Origin of the sequence: Bdellovibrio sp. ZAP7 (assembly GCF_006874645.1) — a bacterium.
GTDB lineage: Bacteria > Bdellovibrionota > Bdellovibrionia > Bdellovibrionales > Bdellovibrionaceae > Bdellovibrio.
In genome coordinates, this window is sequence record NZ_CP030082.1 from 1,282,435 (window position 1) to 1,300,452 (window position 18,018).

Here is an 18,018-nt window from a genome sequence, read left to right on the forward strand (position 1 = left end):
CAAACTCCTTTAATTAAACGCCAGCCAAACGGTAAGCTTCGCCAACGATCGCTGCCTGGTGAATGAATAATTCACGGCAACCTTTTTCAGCAACGTCCATCATCTTGTTCAATTGCTGACGAGTGAATGGCATATGTTCCGCTGTTCCTTGAACTTCAATGAAGGTTCCTTTGTCTGTCATGACAAAATTCATATCAGTGCCGATCGCGCTGTCTTCGTCATAGTTCAAATCCAACAGGATGTTGTCCTGATGAAGACCTACGCTGATCGCAGAAACATAATTGATCAAAGGCATAGATTTAATCTCGCTCACTGCTGCAAGCTTTTTAAGAGCCAACGCCAAAGCAACGTAACCACCAGTTACCGAAGCCGTGCGTGTGCCGCCATCAGCATTCAAAACGTCACAGTCGATGATGATTTGTTTTTCGCCCAATTGTTTCAAATCAACCGCCGCGCGCAGGGAACGACCGATCAAACGAGAGATTTCTTGAGTGCGACCCGAGTTCAAAGATTTTTCGCGTTTATTACGAGTGTGAGTTGCGCGAGGAAGCATGCCGTACTCCGCTGTGACCCAGCCAGCACCGGTGCCTGCCAACCATTGGGGAGCTTTCGCTTCGTAGCTGGCAGTGCAAAGAACTTTTGTTTTACCAAATTCCACCAAAGCAGAGCCTTCAGCGTATTCAGCAACATTCGGTGTAATTTTGATATTTCTAAGTTGGTCGAAAAGACGGCCGTCGCTGCGCATAGGTACTCCTTGAAGCGGCTGGTGAAAAATATCCATCTGCTGCGTTGTCGGGTGCGGTCCTCGCTCCGACGCACCAGGAGTGCGCCTGCGCTGCGGTTCGCTCCCTCCGCCTTGCATCTGAATGTTTTTGATCAGCCTCTATAGAATGGTTAGAGGCCCCTAATTTAAGTTCTTGGCCGAGGAGTTGTCCATCTTTTCTTTGTATGAGACGAGGGCGTTATAGATTTTTTCGGCGAGATCTTTTTGATAATCCTTTTGTTGCAGGCGTTTGGCCTCGCGCGGATTCGAAATAAAGCCAATCTCAATTAATACAGCAGGCATAGAAGTCTTTGAGATCACATAAAAGGGAGCTTGTTTTATGGTGGCCTGCATGGCGTTTTCGTCGTTCTCCCAAATCGTCGTGAGAGCCTTCGTTAAACGCAGGCTCGAGAACATACGGTTTTGACGGCGCAGGTCTTCAACGATGGCAGCAATATCTCCTTTTTTGGAAAGCTCATCACCACCAGAAATAGTGTGCAGGTCGCGGGCATTCATGATGGCCTGACTTTCCTGGTTCGCTAGAAACAGGCTGTCTTCATCAGAAGGCATGTTGTTTTGAAAGAAAAATTCCACGCCACGCGCACGCTGATCTAAAGCAGCATTGGCGTGAAGGCTTACATACAAGTCTGCATTGGCTTTTTCAGCGGTTTTCACTCGCTCGGGTAGGGAAATCGCGCGATCTTTTTCGCGAGTCATGGTGACCAGGAAGTTTGGATCTTTGCTTAACAGGGTTTGCAGTTTTTGAGCGACTGTTAAAACGAGCTCAGCTTCTCGAATGGAATTGTAAACTGCTCCCTTGTCGACACCGCCGTGACCTGGGTCAATGACGATATGAAAAGAGGCGAACGCTGGAGTTGCCCACATACTCAGCAGCAGAGCACAGAAAGACTGTTTCGTTTTGAGAGAGATCATCTTCTATAAGTAGAAATTCCAGCGGCGGTTCTGTCGAGTCCAGTCAGCACGAGATTTTTTTGATCCAGTAGGAAGGCTAGGAGTTGGGCCGACAAAGGGCGCTCTTCGTCTAAAACCTCGACACTGGTAGTGAACCGAGCACTGTTTAATTGGATTTGAACATAATCTTTGGTTGGCACCTCCATTGCTCTAGTACTAAAGCAACCCCCCCTTGCGGCCAGGACCCTCCCCCCCCATCCTGGTCGCTTTTTTTTTGCCTAAAATGCATATATCCTAAGTTCCTGTTAGATAACATCTATAGGAGACAGACATGCATTCTAAATCACTGGGGATTCTTCTTGTTGCAGCACTGATCACATCGACGGCGACTACAAGAGCAATGGCACAAGCCGACAGCAAACAAATTGAAGCCGAAGAGGCGATTGCGGATTCTGAAGGCGCAAAGGCTGAAGCTGCTGAAGCGAAACGCCGTGCCGAAGAAGAACGCAAAGCCCGTGATAAGGCACGCTCTGAAGCGCAAAATGCAATCGCTAAAGCTCGTAACGCAGAAGCGGAAGCTAAAAGAGATCAAGCAAATGCTGAGCGCGATGTTGCTAAGCTAAAAGCAGAAATTGCGGGTCACGACCGTGATCAGAAAAAAGCTGAAAAAGAACAAGCTGAAGCAATCGCTCGCAGCAAAGCCGCTCAGGAAAAAACTGAAAAGCAAAAAAAGGTTCTTGAAGAAGCCGTAGCTCATAAACAAGCGGAAGAAAAGAAAGCGTCTGAAATGAACTCTCAAGCAAAAGATCTTGAGAAGCAGGCGGCTAACGCCACTGAAGCGGGTATGAAGGCGACTAGAGAAGCTGATGCCGCTAAACTTGAATCTGCAAAAGCGGCTCAAAACCTTGCTAAAACTAAGTTGTTGGTCGAAAAAGCGGTTGCTGAAAGCAAAGCTCGCGATGCTAAAGCGAAACAAGACATTGCCCGCGCTGAAGCTGAGAAATCAAAAGCTGAAGCAGAAATGGCTCGTTTGAAAGCTCAACAAGAGCAGTCAAAAGCCATGGTTGAGAAAACTGAAGGCGAATTGAAAGCAGCTACTGAAGAAGCTAAAAAGCTGAACTCTCAAGCTGAAGACGAACGCAAAAAGTTGAACGACATCAAAAAAGACGAAGAAAAAGTTAAGCAAGCTGCGGCTAAAGCAAAACAAAATCTTGAAGACAACCGCATGAAGTACCGCGCAGAAGAAGCTAAAGCTTCTCAAGAGTTGGCTCGTGCAAGAAAGTCTATCGAAGATAACGAAGCAGCAGCGAAACAAGCTGATGCAGAACTTGCTAAATATAAAGCTAATGCTGAAAAAGCGAAAGCTGAGCTAGAACAAATTTCTTCTCGTATGGAAGATGCAAAAAACAAAGCAGAAGACGCAAAGATCCGCGCTGAAACGGTAAAAGCGGAATCTGAAGCAGCTGAAGCGCAAGTTGAAGCAGCTAAAATCAGAGCCGGCACAGCAGGTGTCGATTTGAATGCGGCTCCAGCAGCAGTGAAAAAAGAGACTAAGAAAAAGAAAAAGTAATTAGATCGAAAGATTTGAAATAAAAAACCCCGGTGATGAACCGGGGTTTTTATTTTTAAATACACATTGTCTTCCGCGATCGTCTTTCCCGCGCTACCCGGAAAAGGTGCGTTAATCAGATTGTGTGTGCTCTATTTTTTGTCTTTAACATCTTCACAGAAGGGCAGCGTATAAGACTGGCTGCCGTGTTTGAATGCCACCGGTTGGCCTGTCGTTAGGTGAGCTGGGGAGAAGACAAGGTTTGATTGTGTTTTCTTTGGAACAAGATCAGCGCGAGGTCGCCCGCTGTTATCCAGATGAATTTCCAAGCCCCATTCCAAGTATTCCAAATTATAGGTTACAAGACCGTGTTGCAGGCCTTGCTTCGCGCGCAGCTTATCTTTTTTAAAGTTGATGCACGAAGGTTTAAATGTGACATCGCTTACGCGGGTTTGAATGCCGTCGAAGGCTTTATTCTTTTGATCGACGTCCCACAACACCACGTATTTGCTTTGTGCATGAAGCTTATTTAGTTCGGCGTTCACATCTGCATTGAATGACTTCATCAAAGGATCTGTGAAGCGACTGATCAGGCTGGCCGTGGCACCGCGAATGCTTTCGGAAACTATCGTCTTATTGCAATCAGGATGTGGAGAGCTTGCTGTCGCCAGCCCCGGAATATTTAAGCACGCAAAGTTGGAACCGAAGCTTACGTGATAAAAAGGCGCCTTTTTTAGGTTCACATCCGCAGCGGTACCCATCGAATTTAAAAGTCCTTTTACTTCCATCGAAGCCGTCATCAAAGGGGAGCCGGAATTACCCTTCATTGTTTCGCAAGGAACCATCGCGATGATTGGGCTTTTTACTCCCGTAAAGAATGGATTTGCCAAAGAGTTTTGAATCGCAGGGCAAGTGACTTTGCGTAAGATCCCGGTGCCCTTATCCGTCGGGTCGATTTTAAACATCGTCACGAGCTCGCCATCAGAAAAACCATTGGTATTGATCGGGGCATGCATGCGCGGAGCTTTTTTAGCTAGTTTGAAAATCGCCCAGTCCGGAGTCAGTGGTGTGTCTTTCAGTGGTGAAGAAACAAATTTGATTTGTTCGCAATCTTCATGCTGTTCTTCGCGACTGCGAGAAGCGGGGAAGGTGACCACGATGCGGCCCTTACAAGAAGCATCGTTTTGACGAATGTCCTCGGGAATACAGTGTAGATTTGTGGCGATAGTATCTTCCGCGACCAGAACCCCAGTGCAAACTGATTTTCCATCTTGGATAAGTCCCACCACGGGTTCGGGGCAGGCATCCAGGTTTTCACAGGTCACCGGATACGGTGCTGATTTAGCACTCGCCTGGCTCTGTATCAAAATGAGAATGGAAAAAATCACGAAGGTTTTCACACTGTACTTATCGGTGAATATCGAAACCTGCAAAAGCCAGTTGCCACAGTTTAAAAGAGCCCAAGCGCGGCTCTGTCGCTGCCCCAAAAAGTCTGACCCGCAATATTCCATGAGTCATCGTTGCGGCGTCTCTATCGCTCTGTTTGGAGCTAACAAATTCAGTGAATCATCTTGATTCACTTTTCTCTCGAGTCGTTCTGCGCACACGAATTGCAACATAATCTTTCAGGCAAACGAAGTCTTCCTACTCACGTCCACTCAAAGGAGAGAAACCATGGCCACTATTCCCTATGTTATCGAAAGCACCGCAAGCGGCGAACGCTCATACGACGTCTACTCGCGCCTATTAAAAGACCGCATTCTGATTTTAGGTAGCGTTGTAACTGATGAGGTCGCAAACGCCTTGATCGCGCAGATGTTGTTCCTGGAATCAGACAATCCAGAAAAAGACATCCATCTGTATATTAACTCGCCCGGGGGTTCGGTGTCGGCGGGACTCGCGATCTATGATGTTATGAATTATATCAAGTGTGAGGTGGCGACTTATTGTATCGGTGTCGCTGCGAGTATGGGTTCTTTCCTATTATCAGCAGGGGCGCCCGGAAAAAGATTTTCCATGCCCAACAGTCGTATCTTGATTCATCAGCCCCACTTGGGTGATGGCGGCATCGGCGGGCAGGTGAGCGATATTGAAATCCACGCCCGCGAACTGGTGCGCTCGAAAAAGAAATTAATCGACCTTTACGCAGAACACACCGGTCAAAGCGCCAAACATCTGACGAAACTGATGGAGCGCGATCACAACATGACGGCTCAAGAAGCCAAAGAGCTTGGTTTAATTGACGGAGTGATTGAATCACGAAAGAAAAGAATCTTAAAAAACGCCGGATAAAAAAAAGGGACCTTGATAGGTCCCTTTTTGTTTTACATGGGCTGAACAGTGGGTTGTTGGAGCTGTTGTTGGTCGGAGTCGCCGCCGCCGCCACGGTAGTAAACCGTTTGGGTTGGGTAGGCGAAATCGACTTTGAGTTCCGCGCCGATTTTTAAGATCTCAATAAAGATCGCTTGCTGGCGTTCCATTTCTTCGGCGCCGGTGAAGACTTGAAGATGGAATTGTACCAAAACGTTTAACTGAGAATCCGCAAAACCATTAAAATTCACGGTCACAGTGTCTGGAACTACCACCGATTCCTGGCGAATTGCGTAGCGAACGCGGTCGCAGAATTCTTTAATTCTGTCTGGGGGTGTTTCGTAGGCGATTCCGATGACCTGACGAACGCGGCGATAAGGGCGGACACCCATATTGTCGATGGTTTCTTTAGCCATCATCGCATTGGGAATAGTGATGACGGAGTTATAGAAAGTTCTTACGCGAGTGGATCTGAAACCGATCTCCTCAACTGTTCCTTCCATGTCTTTTACTTTCACCCAGTCGCCTAATTGGAAAGGGTTGTCGATCAGGATTGTCACTGAACCAAAAAGATTGGCAGCCGTGTCCTGAGCGGCAAGGGCTAAGGCCAAACCACCCAGCCCCAGGCCGGCCATCAAAGACATCACGTTTAAACCGAAGCTTTGCAGGATCAACAAGAAACCCAGGATAACCACCAGGGCTTTCATGGTTTTTGTCGCAAAGGGAACTAAGTTGTCATCCATTTTGCTTTCAGTTTTTGCTGCCACATCGGCGAAAACAAAACCCAAAGCGTCCACGCAGTAATAAACCAGGCGGATCACGTGGAAGCCCAGCATGCCTTTTAGGATGTACTCGTAATAAGTTTCAAACTTACCGCTGACTTCGATGGCATCATCAATTGCAAACCACAACAGAATGATAAAAATCCAGGCTAAAGGGCGTTCGATTTCAAATCTAAAGAAATACGCCGTAAAACTTTTAACGAATTTTTTAGCGATCGGGTTATGGATCTTTAATTGTTTAAAGCACCACTGAACAATCGGGCGGAGTGCAAAACCGGCAACAATGCCGCCGATCAGGATAATCCACTTCCAATTAGGCATCACCAGATAGGAATGCTTTAAGAAAGACGTGAACTCGGTAGAAAACCACTGTGTACCTTCAAATAAGAACTTTTCCATGCGTGCACCTCAATTAGTTCATTTGCAGGTCATGACCTGTATAGATCAAAACCAGGATCACAATACCTAATACAATACGATAATAACCAAAACCGCGGAAACCGTAACGGCTCACAACACCGATGAAGAACTTAATCGCAACCATGGCCACGATAAATGAAACCACCAAACCCACCAGCAAGATATTGATCTGCTGAGGTTCGATTGTTTTATAAATTTTCAAAAGCTTGTACAAAGTGGCAGCGGCCATCGTCGGAACTGCTAAAAAGAAAGAAAACTCTGCCGCTTCTTTTTTATTCATTCCTAACGTCAAGCCCCCCATGATCGTAGCACCCGAACGAGAAACACCGGGAATCATCGCGATCGCCTGAAATAAGCCCAGCTTCACGGAGTCTTTATAATTCAGATCGTTCGTTGTGCGACCCACTGCTGTCAGATGTGCAAATGCCTTGTCGGACCACACGAGGACTAATCCCCCCAGAATCAAAGACCAAGCCACAACTTGTACGTTACCCAAAAGGTGCTCAACCACATCCTTGGCCAAAAAACCAATGATGGCAGTCGGCAGGAAGGCCACGAACAATTTTTTATAAAAGCTCCAGTTTGGTAGGAAGCGTTTCCAGTACAAAACTAGTACTGACAAAATCGCGCCGAACTGAATGATGACCTCAAAAGCTTTGGTAAAAGTGTTTTCCTCAATGCCCATCATCGAGCTTGCGATGATCATGTGACCAGTGGATGAGATGGGTAGGAACTCGGTGATTCCTTCAACGATACCTAAAATAATAGAATGCAAATAGCTCACGGATGCCTCGAGTTTCAATGTTGATCATCAGCCCGCAATATTCTTGTAAGCTTCATTGCCGTGTTCAACTTTCGATCACACGTGTCATTAAAATAAGCTGTAGTTTAAAAAAAATCTGTTTTTCGTAAGAAATCCGAATATGATTTTCGATAACCACGGAGGGAATAATGAAACGTGCATTACTAATGGGTGCAATGTTGGTTGGATCTCAAGCATTCGCAGGGGAATACTTGGTTAAGTACAACAACACAAGCGCTCTAAATATGATGAACTCGATGTCTTTGGTATCGGCTTCTGCTTTGAACGTGATGGATCACAATCAAAACGCAAGCTTGGTTAAAGTAGACATCATGAAAAAACAAGAAGCTCAAGTTTTGGCAACTTTGTTGTCTCAGCCGGGCATCGAATACGTAGTACCGAATGCAAAAATGAAAGCATTCACTCACTCAGTTGACACGGCTGCATTGCGTGAACAATGGGCGATGGGCAAAGTTAACGCTGAAAAAGCATGGCAACGTGCTGGTAACAAAGGTAACAAAGGCATCATCGTAGCAGTTATCGACACTGGTGTTGACTACACTCACGAAGCTTTGTCTCCAAATATGGTAGCAGGCTACAACTTTAAAGATAAAAACAACGACCCAATGGACAAAACGTCTTACCAAAACCCAGGTCACGGTACTCACTGTGCTGGTGTTATCGGTGCGACTGGTTTGGTTGATGGTGGTATCGTTGGTATTGCTCCAAACATCTCTATCATGCCACTTCGCTTTTTGGGCGAAAACGGTTCTGGTGATTTGAATGACGCTATCAAAGCGATCGACTACGCTGTTGAAAAAGGCGCGCAAGTGATTTCTGCTTCTTGGGGTGCGACTATTCCAAGAAACCAAGCTGAACCACTTGTTGAAGCTATCAAACGCGCTGACGACAAAGGTGTTATCTTCGTTTCTGCCGCTGCAAATGACGGTAAAAACAACGATACAACTGAAGTTTACCCAGCAAACAACGGTTTCCCGAACTCAATTACGGTTGCAGCTTCTGGTCCAAGTGATGCTAAACCATCTTGGTCAAACTACGGTACAGCAACTGTTCACGTAGCTTCTCCTGGTGAAGACATCATGTCCACTTTGCCGAAAAATAAATACGGCAACTTGTCTGGTACTTCTATGGCGACTCCGCTTGTTTCTGGTATCGTGGCTCTTATGAAATCTCAGGACCCTTCTTTGACGGGTGCTCAGATCCGCGCGATCTTGCAAACAACAGGTGCTAAAGTTTCTATCCAAACTGCTTGTAACTGCCGTGTTGATGCATTCAACGCAGTTGACGCTGTTTTGGCTAAGAAAATGGTAGTTGTTCCAGCGGCGGCGACTTTGGCTGCTAATGAAACAGTGAACTTGGCTGTTTTGAACGGTAAAGCACCATTCAAATTCACAAGCAGCAACTCTGGTGTTGCATCTGTAAACGACAGCGGTGTTATCACTGCGGCGTCTAACGGGACAACTGCAATCACAGTGACTGATGCTGATGGTAAAACAGCTTCTACATTGGATATCAATGTAGGCAAAAAAGCTTCTCAAAACCCAGGTAATCCTGATCCAGGCAACCCGGGTAACCCAGGCGATGGTTCTTGCCCAATTGGCGATCAGTCAATGTGCGATATCATCTGCCAAATCAAACCAGATCTTCCATTCTGTAAACAATAGTTTCAGGGAAACATAAGAGTTTGATTCCAAGGAAGGGCTCCATTTAGGAGCCCTTTTCTTTTTTGTTGTGTGAATGCGAATATTTCTTAATAATTAATGTCATATGAAAAGAAAACCTTGGGCCATCATCGTACTCGCACTTCTTCACATCATCGCGCCTCTTGGAAGCTTTATCTTTAATGCGGTCCGAGCGGGACGCACCTTCGAAGCACAGTGGTATTTTTGGACAAAAGTACTTCCACCCATGTTCATGGTTATTTATGTCCTTTTGCCAATCTTGGCGGGGATCTTCATCTACCTTTGTAAACGCTGGTCCTACTGGGCGTATCTTGGCTGCTTGTTGATTATCTTTATCACTAACGTGATGGCGTTCATTAACAGCATGAGTTGGTTGAACTTCTTCTATTTATTAGGTGTTTTGGTGGTGGATCTTTTGGCGGTGGCCTACTTTGTGGTACCAGCAGTTCGCCAAGTTTACTTCGACCCAAGAATGCGTTGGTGGGAAGCAGCACCTCGTTTTGTTTTTAAAAATCCAGTGATGGTGAACGGTTCTGAAGGCGAAATCAGCAATATCTCTAAAGGTGGTATGTTTGTTCGCACGTCATTGAATCTTTTTGAAGATCAAAGCGTGAACCTTGAATGGCAATTTGAGGGTGTCACTTATAAGGGTCTGGGCACCGTAGTTTTCAAAAAAGCAACAGGCGATGGTTACGGCATCCAGTATAAAGAGTTGGATTCTCCTTCTGAAGTGAAGGCACTTTGTAGTAAGTTAAGTTCTCGTGGCCAAATGGTTCCTGAGCGCTTGCCGGGACCTGACGACAGCTTCGGCGTTTGGCTTAAAAAGGTCTTCAAAAATCGAGAAGGCTTGTTCCCTAAAAAATAGGATCCAAGTACATGTCTTTTTATTCGCAAAGTTTCCCGCATTTGAAGGTGTCTTTTAAGAAACATCAACTGTGGGTGACTTTGGATAATCCTGAACAAAGTAATGCGATCACTTACGAGATGATCGATTCTTTGACCAAAGTTCTTCGCCATGCCGATTTTGATTCTGAAGTTCGAGTGATCGTCCTAACCGGCGAAGGCGCGAACTTTTGCGCCGGTGGTGACGTCAAAGCCATGGAAAATAAAACCGGAATGTTCGCGGGGGAGCCCAACGAACTTCGCATGCGTTATATCCACGGTATTCAGCAAATTCCAAAATGCATCGAGGAACTATCCACTCCGCTGATTGCTATGGTGAACGGTGCCGCGATTGGGGCAGGCTGTGATCTGGCGATGATGTGTGATCTGCGCGTGGGATCTGATAAATCCAAATTCGGCGAAACTTTTGTAAAATTGGGTTTGGTGCCGGGTGATGGGGGCAGCTTCTTTTTGCAAAGAGTGATTGGATATTCCCGCGCGATGCAGATGTCTTTAACGGCAGATTTGGTTGTGGGGGAGGAAGCCTTTAAGTGGGGACTTCTGAACTATTACGCTTCTGGAGATTTAGTTGCGGAAACTGAAAAAGTGGCGGAGAAAATTGCTGCTAATGCACCAGTAGCCGTGCAAATGACCAAGAAATTGATGAAGGCTGCCTACTTGCAAGATGCCAATAACGTTTTGGAGCAAGCTGCCGCTTATCAAGGGATCACGCAAAGAACCCAAGATCATTTCATCGCTCTGCAAGCTATCAAAGAAAAGAAATCCCCTGAATTCAGTGGGAAATAATCTTTGATGGATCTGCAGACCTATTTATCCAATAAAGAAAAATTAAAAACCACGGGTCCCGTTTATCGGGAGCTGTGTGATGCTTGCGTGCAGCCTTCCTTTAGCTGTTACTGCGAACATGTGAAATCCTTTGATCCAGGAATGGATGTGGTGATTTTGATTCATCCGATCGAGATGAAGCGCAGAATTGCCACAGGCCGCATGTCGTACCTTGTTTTGGATAACTCCTTCTTGATTCGTGGCCAGGATTATTCGAATGATGCTGAAGTGAATGAACTTTTGCAGGATCCCGGTCGTCATTGCGTGATGCTTTATCCGGGAAAGAATTCTGCTAATTTAAGTGAAATGTCTGAAACGCAAAAAGCCGAACTGGTGCCCCCTGGAAAGCGTCTGACTTTGTTTGTCATCGACGGGACGTGGGCGACAGCAGTAAAAACCATTCGTCAAAGCACGAATCTGCAGGCGATTCCCAGAATTTGTTTTTCTCCGGATAAGCCTTCTAATTTCCGGGTGCGCAAGCAGCCTAAGTCTTTTTGCTATTCCACGATTGAAGCGATACACCAAACAATCGAGCTTGTCGGTGGTGTGTTAGGATTCGATGTTCATTCTCGTCGTCATGATGACTTGCTTTATGTTTTCGATAAAATGGTCGAACGCCAAATCGAGTGCGCTAAAAGTGGCGAAGCAAAACCAAGACATCTTAGATACAGTCGCGATCTTAAAAAACAACTGGGGCTGACTGGAAAAGTCTTTTAAGGATCGGAGTTCATCTGGGACAAATATTAGAAGTGTTCTGGATTTTCCTGCGCTTGGGACTTACTTCATTCGGTGGGCCGATCGCCCATCTGGGGTATTTCCGCGATGAATTTGTCGAAAAAAGAAAATGGTTTGATGACCATTCCTATGCGGATATTGTAGCCCTTTGTCAGTTTTTACCAGGACCTGCGAGCAGCCAAGTGGGAATTTCTATCGGACTTTCCAGGGCTGGAATTGCCGGAGCGATCGCCGCATGGGTGGGCTTTACTTTGCCGTCAGCAATTGTGTTGATGACATTTGCTTTTGGTGTCGCCGCTTACGGGGGAAGTTTAAAAAGTGGTGGGCTTCATGGTTTGAAAGTCGTCGCAGTCGCTGTCGTCGCGCAAGCCATCTGGGGTATGGCCAAAAGTCTCACTCCTGATTTTAAGCGCGCGGCAATTGCAGTGACCGCTGCGGCATTGACGCTTTCATTTTCTTCGGCGTTAGTACAAATCGGAGTCATTGTTTTGGGTGCGATCTTGGGATTGATCTTGGTTAAAAATGTTTCAAGCCTTCCGCACACATCGATTCGAGTTCCGTTAAGTCATCGCGCAGGAGTGATTTCATTGGTTCTGTTTGCGGGATTGCTTTTCGTTCTGCCACTTCTTGGTTCCATGAACGAGTCAGCAAAAGTCATCGACAGTTTTTATCGCACGGGCTCTTTGGTTTTCGGTGGCGGTCATGTGGTACTGCCCCTTTTGAAAGCGGAAGTAGTGAATACCGGATGGGTGAGTAGTGATGCCTTCATGGCGGGATACGGAGCCGCGCAAGCAGTGCCGGGACCACTTTTTACTTTCGCGGCCTATCTAGGTGCTATTCTAACGACAAACTTAACCGGGGTATTCGGTGCCGCTGCCTGCTTGATTGCCGTCTTCTTGCCATCCTTTTTAATAGTGTTCGGAGTGCTGCCGTTCTGGGAAAAGCTCCGCCGCATTAAAAAAATGCGCTTCGCAGTGGCAGGAATCAATGCCTCCGTCGTCGGACTTTTGATCGCAGCTTTTTACAATCCTGTTTGGACCAGCGCCATTTTCACAGTGAAAGATTTTATTTTAGCCATAATCTGCTTCGTTCTTTTGCTGTTCGCAAAAGCACCATCATGGGCCGTCGTCATCTTAGGCGCACTGGCCGGTGCGGTCCTTTATTGACTTTGCTGTTCTTCTTGAATTTTTTTGATTTGTTCGGCGATTTGTTCAGGTGTTAAAGCCTTCATCGCGGATCTGCGGATGTATAAAACTTCCAGCAACATATAGACGATCAAGCTGACTGTTAGCCCCACGCCTTTAAGCAGAGCCCAAGCATTCGAGCTCCAGTGAAGGGCAGCCCAAGTTGCCAGGACCGCGTGCGCGGCAAAAAAGATCCCCATTCGGAAAGTCATGCCACTCATGCGAGTTTTCATGAACTCTGGAAGTTTCTGTCCTTGTTGTTCAGCTAATACCACAATCAATGGCTTTTTAATAAACCACGAAACCCACAAAGCAATCGCAAAGGCTGCTTCCATGATCGCGGGTTGCATTTTAAACCAGATGCCTTCGTCGGAAATTAAAGAGACACCACCCAAAACCAATAACAATCCGTTACCAATCCAAGTGATCTTCTGAACTTTTTTATGCTTATAAAGTTCAAAGCAAATTTCGCCCACACCAAATACCATCCCGGCGATCAAACCCGCGATGGTGCCGTACTGATCTTCAATAACTGTAAAGGCAATAACCGGCAAAAGCCCGGCGAAAAAGACCGCCATGGCTTTAGATTTGGCAGAATTCTGCTGCATTAAAGAGTGCCCTCGAAATTCACCGCAGTTCCAGAATGTGCTTCCACAATTTCACCGTGAGCATGCGCTAATTTTCCAGATACCACTGTGTGAGTGACCCAACCAGTCACTTGCATGCCATGGAATGGGGTCCATCCGCAGCGGCTCGCAATCCAGGAATTATCAATCGTCATCTGCTTTTTCAAATCCACGATCGTGATGTCGGCATCATAACCTTCGCGCAGGCGTCCTTTGTTTTTGACGTTGAACACGCGGCAAGGGTTTTCAGTGACCAGTTCCACGAACTTTTGCAAAGACAAGCGGCCTTCATGGACGTGGTTCAGCATAATCGGAACCAACGTTTGCACACCAGGAACTCCCGAAGGACTTGCTGGGTAAGGACGGTCTTTTTCTTCGCGAGTGTGAGGCGCATGATCGGACCCGATCACATCTACTGTTCCATCTTGCAAGGCCTTCCACAGACGATCCAAGTGACGTTTTTCACGGATCGGTGGATTTTGTTGCGCGTATGTTCCCAAACGGTCGTAACAATCAGGAGCATATAATGTTAAATGCTGAGGCAGAACTTCGACAGTGGAGATATCTTTTGCATTCTGCAAGATGTCCATTTCTTCAGCTGTGGAAACATGCAGAACGTGGATTTTACGACCCGTTTTGCGAGCCAAACGTAGCAAACGTTGGGTTGAGTTCACTGCCGTTTCAACGTCTCGCCATACCGGATGATAGTGAACATCAGCCATTTCAACTGCGATATGACGGCGCTCGCGCAGGCGCATCTCGTCTTCGCTGTGAACGATGACTCGACGATGGCCCTGATTTAAAATATTTTCCAGCGTCTCATCGTCTTCAACTAACAGGCTTCCGGTGGAGCTGCCCATGAAGATTTTGATCCCAGAGCAATGGGGCAAGATTTCCAGGTTTTGCAAAATACCCACATTATCGTGAGAAGCTCCGGCAAAGAACGCATAGTTCGCATGCGCACGGTTTTTTGCCATATCCAATTTATCTTGAAAGTGAGCGACCGTGGTTGTGGGAGGGTTGGTGTTGGGCATTTCAAAAATGCTCGTCACTCCACCCAAAACGGCTGCTTTGGTGCCGGTTTCCAGGTCTTCCTTGTGGGTTAAGCCGGGTTCGCGGAAATGCACTTGGCTATCGATCACGCCAGGCAAGATGTGGAGTCCAGTTGCATCGATCATGCATGGTGCAGAGTCGAAGATTTTTTCGCGAATCTTAGTGATGCGGCCGTTGCTAATTCCGATGTCGGCCTGTTGTTCAATCAAACCGATGTTGGAGGGGTGGGGAAGTAAACAGGTTCCGCCTCTGATTATTATGTCGTACATAGACACCTCAATGAGGGGACTGTACCACCAGACTGGATCAAAGGTCTAGCATTGACGACAAACGGCTGATAGACGAGAATTTGGATTGTGACAATCGACCAAATTCTTCATTTTTTCAGTCAGCACAATGTAGCCATCATTGAAGGCTTAGTAGCAGCGATTATTCTGCTAGGTCTTTTCGTGGGATATCGCGGATTTTTCGGTAAAAAAGATGCTGATTCCGGCCTGGGTGGCGGATTAGATTCAGCTCAGTTGGAAAAGACTCTGCAAAAGATTTTGGATAGTCAAGGTCATGCACCAAAAACGGGCGATGAAGCCTTGGCTGCTGCGTTTAAAGACGGCGCGGCCGGTCACGGTGAATCCCCTGAAGAGGTTCAGCAACTTAAATTGAGTCTCACGGAAAACATTAAAGAACTTGAAGTGATCCGTGCGGAACTGCAAATTGCTGAGAAAAAAGTTGCCGAACTGCAGGCGAATCCGCCAGCGGGTGGTGGAGATGCGGCTCCAGCTGCAGCAGTTGATACTTCTGCACTTGACAATAAAATCAAAGATCTTGAAGCTCGTTTGGCGGAATACGAAATTATCAGCGAAGACATCGCTGATCTTTCTCGTTATAAAGAAGAAAACGAACAGCTCAAAACTGAACTCACTAGCTTGAAGCAAGCACCTCCGGCACCAGCGCCAGCGCCGACTCCGGCAGCTCCAGTTGCTGAAGCTGCTCCGGCTCCTGCGCCAACTCCGGAACCGACTCCAGCTCCTGAAGTAGCCGCTGAGCCAGGGATCACTGAAGCCGATGTTGACGCAGCAATTGCAGCCGCGGAGGCAGAAGCAACTCCGGCAGCTGCTGAACCTGCTCCCGAAGTTGCGGCAACGGAAGCCGCATCGGCAGAATCCGAATCTATTATCGATGATGAATTGATGAAAGAGTTTGCGGCCGCGGTAGAAAACCAAAAAAAGGACCTTGATTCCGTCGCGGAAAAAGCCGGAAAAGGTGAAGCCGCCGCAGGAAAATCCACTGAAGATAGCCAATTGATGGATGAGTTTGAAAACTTCGTTAACAAGAAAAGTTAGGTCATCATGAATACGAAAATCCTGTTGCCCGTTTTGTTTATCGGTTTTTCTTCAAGCGCTTTCGCAGCTAAAAACATTCCTTCACCTGATACTTTAAGTTCCGCAATGGAAGTCCTGAATTTGCCAGGGGAAAATCGTCGCATGGCGATCGATGGCAACCCTAAATTCTATGACAGTTTTATTTCTTTGGCCTTCAGTGACAAGCAGCCGATGAATATTCGTTGGAAGGCTTTGATGGGAGCTGCAGAAGCAAAACGCCTTGAAGCCACGGCGGATCTTTTGAAAGCCGGCTCCCATGATCAGTGGTATATGAGAAATGCCGCTTTGATTGCTTTGTCTGAAGTAAACCCAACTCAAGCTGATAAATTGGCGCAAAAGCTGGTGAAGGATAAAGCCCTGGTGGTTCGTTCTGCTGCGGTTGAGGTTTTGGGTAAAAATATGTCTGATGAGACTCGTGGCCTTTTGTGGGAAGAGTTGAATAAAGATTATAACTTTAAAAACAAACAAAGCCTTTGGATCCGTCATCAGATCGTTGAGCAATTAGCGAAAAAACCAATGGATAGCGAAATGAAGACTTTCGCGGGTCTTTTAACGGATAATGACCAAAGAGTTCAGCTGCCAGCGGTGCGCGGCCTGCAAAAACTAACCGGGGTTAAGCTCGGGGAAACCAAGCTTAAGCAAAGCGAACTCGTGAGTCTGTGGAAAGACTACGTTAAAAAAGAAAAGCTATAGAAAAAAAGGCAGCGCCCCAGCTGCCTTTTTTATTTCCTGGAACACTGAATACAATAAGTCTTCATGAAGTGGTCCCGTCCTTCCATGTCAGGACTTCAATCTCTGAAAACTCGAATATATGATGCTTCTTACATATTAGGAGCATTTTCAATGCTACAAGGAGCGTTTCTATGAAATGGATCATCTTAGCCCTTTTGTCTTTGTCAGTTGTGGCTGCGAGTGCCTCAGATAAAATCAAATTTAACTTCTTAGACACTGAAGTTAGCAAAATGATCGAAGCTTATTCGAAATCGACAGGACAGAAATTCGTCGTGGATCCTTCTGTTCGTGGTAAGGCGTCCATTTTTGTCCAAGAGCCCATTACGACTGAAGAAGCCTTCAATCAATTGTCTTCAGCTTTGGCCGTGAATGGTTTTGCGATCAGTAAGCAAGGCGACACTATGATCGTGAAATCTGCTCGCAACATTCAACGTGATTTGATTGAAGTTAGCACCGAAGTTCCGGCATTAAAGCCTGAAAGAATGGCGACTTGGATTTATACTTTTAAGAATATCGCAGCTGCTGAAGTCAATCGCAGTGTCCGAATCATGCCTTCTAGAGATGGCGAAATGAACACATTCGATAAAAACAATCAGATCATCTTTACAGATTGGACTTCGAATCTGAACCGTATGGCGGCAATTTTGAAAGAACTTGATAAACCAGCAGATCCGGCCGCAGCCAAATTAGCGGCAGAGGATAAAAAAGGTTCCATGAAAAGGGAAGCCTCTAAGAAAAAAGAAGAAACTAAAACTTCAAACTAAAAAAAAAGGCAGCTGATGAAGCTGCCTTTTTTTTCTTAGACTTTGCTGCCCATTTTGTTATCGATTGAAAATCTACCGCCACCATAACAAGCAAAGAAAATACAGACGAACATGTAAAGAAACGCCAACTCTTTCACGTTAAAGGGATCGGCTGCATGCACGAAAGTTCCCGCAACAAACATCGTGAAAGCCATAAAAATCGCCGCCGGGCGAGTCAATAAACCCAACGCCAATAAAACTCCGCCGACCAGTTCACTGAGTGCCGCTGCATGGGCGAACATCACTGGCATCGGAAAACCCACCGAAGCCACACCTTGAATCAGTTGTTCGGAAATGGGGAACTTACCCAGTCCGTGAACGAATGCCATAACTAAGCCGACAAAAATCCGGAAGATGGCCAAGCCAACTTGTCCCGTGGTTCCTGTATTCGTCGCGAAAATAAAATTCTTAATGTTCATGATGTGCCCCTCTTGTGAGTTTGTTCGTTAAAAGAATTTCTTGTTCGCGTCCTAATGGCAACCAAATACAGCGGCTGAAATGGGGGTATTTAACACTTCTAAGTACTGGCGCTTACTA

General features: G+C 46.4%; 18 protein-coding genes. 10 read left to right on the forward strand and 8 right to left on the reverse strand.

Translation table 11 applies throughout. From position 1 onward, the window contains the following. Positions 1 to 13 precede the first annotated feature (13 nt). Entirely contained in the window at positions 14 to 745 is a 732-nt protein-coding gene (rph, locus tag DOM22_RS06280) for a ribonuclease PH (RefSeq protein ID WP_142699550.1), read from the reverse strand. A gap of 159 nt (positions 746 to 904) precedes the next feature. Then, a complete protein-coding gene (locus tag DOM22_RS06285; RefSeq protein WP_142699551.1) occupies positions 905 to 1,696 on the reverse strand; it encodes an N-acetylmuramoyl-L-alanine amidase in 792 nt (263 codons plus the stop codon). A 310-nt stretch (positions 1,697 to 2,006) separates the two neighbouring features. On the opposite strand from DOM22_RS06285, the gene DOM22_RS06290 reads away from it, so the two are divergent. Beyond that, positions 2,007 to 3,245: a hypothetical protein gene (locus tag DOM22_RS06290; RefSeq protein ID WP_210415697.1), complete on the forward strand. Its 1,239-nt coding sequence runs from the start codon at positions 2,007 to 2,009 to the stop codon at positions 3,243 to 3,245. A gap of 131 nt (positions 3,246 to 3,376) precedes the next feature. Here DOM22_RS06290 and DOM22_RS06295 read toward each other — a convergent pair whose 3' ends face one another. Continuing rightward, the gene (locus DOM22_RS06295) at positions 3,377 to 4,624 is read right to left on the reverse strand and encodes a serine protease (RefSeq protein WP_168196584.1); all 1,248 of its coding nucleotides are present in this window, start codon (positions 4,622 to 4,624) and stop codon (positions 3,377 to 3,379) included. 220 nt (positions 4,625 to 4,844) lie between these two features. Here DOM22_RS06295 and DOM22_RS06300 point away from each other — a divergent pair, with 220 nt between their 5' ends. Continuing rightward, the gene (locus DOM22_RS06300; RefSeq protein ID WP_256373508.1) at positions 4,845 to 5,516 is read left to right on the forward strand and encodes an ATP-dependent Clp protease proteolytic subunit; all 672 of its coding nucleotides are present in this window, start codon (positions 4,845 to 4,847) and stop codon (positions 5,514 to 5,516) included. Between the two features lie 32 nt (positions 5,517 to 5,548). On the opposite strand, the gene DOM22_RS06305 is transcribed toward DOM22_RS06300, so the two are convergent. Continuing rightward, on the reverse strand, positions 5,549 to 6,715 hold the full coding sequence (locus DOM22_RS06305; protein WP_142699554.1) for a mechanosensitive ion channel family protein: 1,167 nt from the start codon (positions 6,713 to 6,715) through the stop codon (positions 5,549 to 5,551). Between the two features lie 13 nt (positions 6,716 to 6,728). Beyond that, on the reverse strand, positions 6,729 to 7,520 hold the full coding sequence (locus DOM22_RS06310) for an undecaprenyl-diphosphate phosphatase (RefSeq protein WP_142699555.1): 792 nt from the start codon (positions 7,518 to 7,520) through the stop codon (positions 6,729 to 6,731). Positions 7,521 to 7,687: 167 nt separating this feature from the next. Here DOM22_RS06310 and DOM22_RS06315 point away from each other — a divergent pair, with 167 nt between their 5' ends. From DOM22_RS06315 to chrA, 5 genes are all read left to right on the forward strand, one after another. Beyond that, positions 7,688 to 9,223, forward strand: coding sequence for a S8 family serine peptidase (locus tag DOM22_RS06315; protein ID WP_142699556.1), 1,536 nt, complete (start codon positions 7,688 to 7,690; stop codon positions 9,221 to 9,223). Between the two features lie 103 nt (positions 9,224 to 9,326). Then, positions 9,327 to 10,106, forward strand: coding sequence for a PilZ domain-containing protein (locus tag DOM22_RS06320; RefSeq protein WP_142699557.1), 780 nt, complete (start codon positions 9,327 to 9,329; stop codon positions 10,104 to 10,106). A gap of 11 nt (positions 10,107 to 10,117) precedes the next feature. Continuing rightward, positions 10,118 to 10,930 carry an enoyl-CoA hydratase-related protein gene (locus tag DOM22_RS06325; RefSeq protein ID WP_142699558.1) on the forward strand — a complete coding sequence of 271 codons (813 nt, stop codon included), beginning with the start codon at positions 10,118 to 10,120 and terminating at the stop codon, positions 10,928 to 10,930. Between the two features lie 6 nt (positions 10,931 to 10,936). Then, on the forward strand, positions 10,937 to 11,686 hold the full coding sequence (locus DOM22_RS06330) for a tRNA-uridine aminocarboxypropyltransferase (protein WP_142699559.1): 750 nt from the start codon (positions 10,937 to 10,939) through the stop codon (positions 11,684 to 11,686). Positions 11,687 to 11,718: 32 nt separating this feature from the next. Further along, positions 11,719 to 12,870, forward strand: a complete 1,152-nt coding sequence (chrA, locus tag DOM22_RS06335) for a chromate efflux transporter (protein WP_246845867.1) — start codon at positions 11,719 to 11,721, stop codon at positions 12,868 to 12,870. Here the strand turns inward: chrA and DOM22_RS06340 are convergent. Together DOM22_RS06340 and DOM22_RS06345 are read right to left on the reverse strand one after the other, a co-directional pair. Further along, positions 12,864 to 13,496, reverse strand: coding sequence for an inner membrane-spanning protein YciB (locus tag DOM22_RS06340; RefSeq protein ID WP_246845868.1), 633 nt, complete (start codon positions 13,494 to 13,496; stop codon positions 12,864 to 12,866). The genes chrA and DOM22_RS06340 overlap by 7 nt on opposite strands. Beyond that, positions 13,496 to 14,836, reverse strand: coding sequence for a dihydroorotase (locus tag DOM22_RS06345; protein ID WP_142699561.1), 1,341 nt, complete (start codon positions 14,834 to 14,836; stop codon positions 13,496 to 13,498). The genes DOM22_RS06340 and DOM22_RS06345 overlap by 1 nt, the downstream gene beginning before the upstream one ends. An 87-nt stretch (positions 14,837 to 14,923) precedes the next feature. On the opposite strand from DOM22_RS06345, the gene DOM22_RS06350 reads away from it, so the two are divergent. The 3 genes from DOM22_RS06350 to DOM22_RS06360 all read left to right on the forward strand — a co-directional run bounded on the left by DOM22_RS06350 (position 14,924) and on the right by DOM22_RS06360 (position 17,442). Then, the gene (locus DOM22_RS06350) at positions 14,924 to 15,907 is read left to right on the forward strand and encodes a hypothetical protein (protein ID WP_142699562.1); all 984 of its coding nucleotides are present in this window, start codon (positions 14,924 to 14,926) and stop codon (positions 15,905 to 15,907) included. A 6-nt stretch (positions 15,908 to 15,913) separates the two neighbouring features. After that, on the forward strand, positions 15,914 to 16,639 hold the full coding sequence (locus tag DOM22_RS06355; RefSeq protein WP_142699563.1) for a HEAT repeat domain-containing protein: 726 nt from the start codon (positions 15,914 to 15,916) through the stop codon (positions 16,637 to 16,639). Positions 16,640 to 16,809: 170 nt separating this feature from the next. Continuing rightward, positions 16,810 to 17,442 carry a general secretion pathway protein GspD gene (locus DOM22_RS06360; RefSeq protein WP_142699564.1) on the forward strand — a complete coding sequence of 211 codons (633 nt, stop codon included), beginning with the start codon at positions 16,810 to 16,812 and terminating at the stop codon, positions 17,440 to 17,442. A 35-nt stretch (positions 17,443 to 17,477) separates the two neighbouring features. Here the strand turns inward: DOM22_RS06360 and DOM22_RS06365 are convergent, their stop codons facing one another. Then, positions 17,478 to 17,900 carry a DoxX family protein gene (locus DOM22_RS06365; RefSeq protein WP_142699565.1) on the reverse strand — a complete coding sequence of 141 codons (423 nt, stop codon included), beginning with the start codon at positions 17,898 to 17,900 and terminating at the stop codon, positions 17,478 to 17,480. Positions 17,901 to 18,018: the final 118 nt, after the last annotated feature.